This window comes from Sphingomonas populi, assembly GCF_004208535.1.
Classification (GTDB): domain Bacteria; phylum Pseudomonadota; class Alphaproteobacteria; order Sphingomonadales; family Sphingomonadaceae; genus Sphingomonas; species Sphingomonas populi.
This window is the reverse complement of sequence record NZ_SGIS01000132.1, coordinates 1-1,737: the sequence shown is the minus strand read 5'-3', so window position 1 is coordinate 1,737 and position 1,737 is coordinate 1. Positions and strand designations below refer to the sequence as shown.

The following is a 1,737-nucleotide window of genomic DNA, read 5'->3' as shown; positions in this document are numbered from 1 at the left end:
GCAGAAGCGTCGAAGTCGGTGCGAAGTGCGATAGGCATGGCAAACTCCAGTCCGTTTGCCATCTTGAATCAAAGCTTACCGCCGCTGGCAAGCCCTTGCGAGTCACGATCATCGAGACTTGGTATTAGGCCAGCGCCGTTGAACATAGCAGCCCTCGAAAAGGGTGCGATGCCGTGATCATTAAGCAAATCGCTTCCCAAGTATGTGGCGAGCTTCTCTGCGCTTTCATGACTATCCAAGAACGTCACGTAGATTCCCGTTGGATTGCCGAAGGGCTCGCCTAGATCGAAAAAGCTGGAATTTTCGTCATCGGTCGCCTCACGAAGGCGCTTGTTGAAAATGGTCACGAATGTCCCCGTAGCTGGTGATTTGAGGATATTGGATCGCAAAGAGCGTTTGCCAATGATCGGACGCAAACTCTTCGTCTGTTAGATCGTGCTGGGCTTTGAAGGCTTCAACGGCGCGGCGGTGTTGTTCTTTTTTAATAGCGATAGTTTGCGCGTAGAAAATGGGCAGGACTTCAGCCGAGATACCGGGAGTAGAAAAAGCCCGTCCCAAAATCTCAAGACGGCCCGAAAGTTGAGAGTCCCTAAAGTCTGCAACAAACAGATCAGCGGCAGAAAGATCGGCGTCGTTGACCGTCCATGATTCCGCTTCGCAACCGATCGTGATAACGCCATCTCCCGGCTTCCAGTTAAGGTAGTGAATCGCGTAAAACTGTCTTGGGTTTGGGGTGCTGATAACTCTCATGATACTTCCCCCTCATCGCCTTCAACCGCGTCAAGACGCTCAATGAGATCGTCAAACGCATCGTCATCGCGGGTGAATTCAAAGAGGGCGCGTAACCCGAGGGTGGCGAGATCGAGCAGGGTCATGACGGCTCACCGCCCGCGAGGTAATCGGCGAAGTCATCGCGCTTCATAACGCGCGCCACAGCGTAAGCGAGTTCAAGGCGACGCTCTGCCCGATCGGCGCGCATCGTCTGTCTGATCAATGCGGAGAAGAGAGTAATCGAGATCAGTATGGCGATAATCGCCATTATTGTAGTAGTGTCCATGTTTCCTTTATATCAGAGCCGTCAATGGCTCAGCAATATTTAAGCGCCGCGTTGGGAAAACCCCGTATAAGGTCTAAAAATGATTATTGGCAGGGCATTGCGCTTGATGGTATAAATACTTGTAACGCGAAGAACCTTCATAGTATCAAGCAGGAAGATGGGCGTACCTGCCGTCCACAATACCCGACCGACTTTGCAGGCGCGAGCCGAGATCGACAGGGTAGCGCGAGATAGGCGCGGTAAACAGATCGGAAGCCCCGGCAACCGAATGCGAAGCTACCTTAACGCTTCAATGACGCGGGCAACGAGACACGCTCTCGACCCGCGCTCATTCTGTCCGTCAGTGTAAACGGCGGCGGCGGAATGAGGACTCCACACCGTTGAGGGGCCGTCGTGATGAAGCGTTTAGCAATAGTCCACACAGTGCCCCGGTAGAGCGCGGCGGGGATGGCACCGGGCAACCACCATCCTGCATTCGACGCGAGCCACAGTTTCGATACCAGTGATGAATATCAAACCTTCTACCCCCTGTTTCTCGGAGGCTTCGCGACCCCTAGAGCATTTTTCGATCAAAAAGCATCATATCCGCAGTGAGCGAAGTAGTTTTTGCACTCTGCGGGGGTGAATTCGTCGATAGATTGGCCGATAATGCGCCAGAGGTCATCAACCGTTCTGGCGGC

General features: G+C 53.4%; 4 protein-coding genes. All 4 read right to left on the bottom strand.

The annotated features are described in order from the left end of the window. Positions 1-68 precede the first annotated feature (68 nt). The 4 genes from EWE75_RS24465 to EWE75_RS25245 are packed head-to-tail and all read right to left on the bottom strand — an operon-like array spanning position 69 to position 1,039. Positions 69-347: a hypothetical protein gene (locus EWE75_RS24465; protein WP_130160619.1), complete on the bottom strand. Its 279-nt coding sequence runs from the start codon at positions 345-347 to the stop codon at positions 69-71. Next, positions 319-750: a hypothetical protein gene (locus EWE75_RS24460; RefSeq protein WP_130160618.1), complete on the bottom strand. Its 432-nt coding sequence runs from the start codon at positions 748-750 to the stop codon at positions 319-321. The genes EWE75_RS24465 and EWE75_RS24460 overlap by 29 nt, the downstream gene beginning before the upstream one ends. Further along, positions 747-875 carry a hypothetical protein gene (locus EWE75_RS26130; protein ID WP_282432734.1) on the bottom strand — a complete coding sequence of 43 codons (129 nt, stop codon included), beginning with the start codon at positions 873-875 and terminating at the stop codon, positions 747-749. The genes EWE75_RS24460 and EWE75_RS26130 overlap by 4 nt, the downstream gene beginning before the upstream one ends. Further along, positions 872-1,039, bottom strand: coding sequence for a hypothetical protein (locus EWE75_RS25245; RefSeq protein WP_165388535.1), 168 nt, complete (start codon positions 1,037-1,039; stop codon positions 872-874). Before EWE75_RS25245 ends, EWE75_RS26130 begins: the two co-directional genes overlap by 4 nt. Between the last annotated feature and the right edge of the window lie 698 nt (positions 1,040-1,737).

Excerpts from the sequence above, each read along its gene's own strand:
- EWE75_RS24460 (WP_130160618.1), bottom strand. The coding sequence starts at position 750 with ATGAGAGTTATCAGCACCCCAAACCCAAGACAGTTTTACGCGATTCAC.
- EWE75_RS26130 (WP_282432734.1), bottom strand. The coding sequence starts at position 875 with ATGACCCTGCTCGATCTCGCCACCCTCGGGTTACGCGCCCTCTTTGAA.
- EWE75_RS25245 (WP_165388535.1), bottom strand. The coding sequence starts at position 1,039 with ATGGCGATTATCGCCATACTGATCTCGATTACTCTCTTCTCCGCATTG.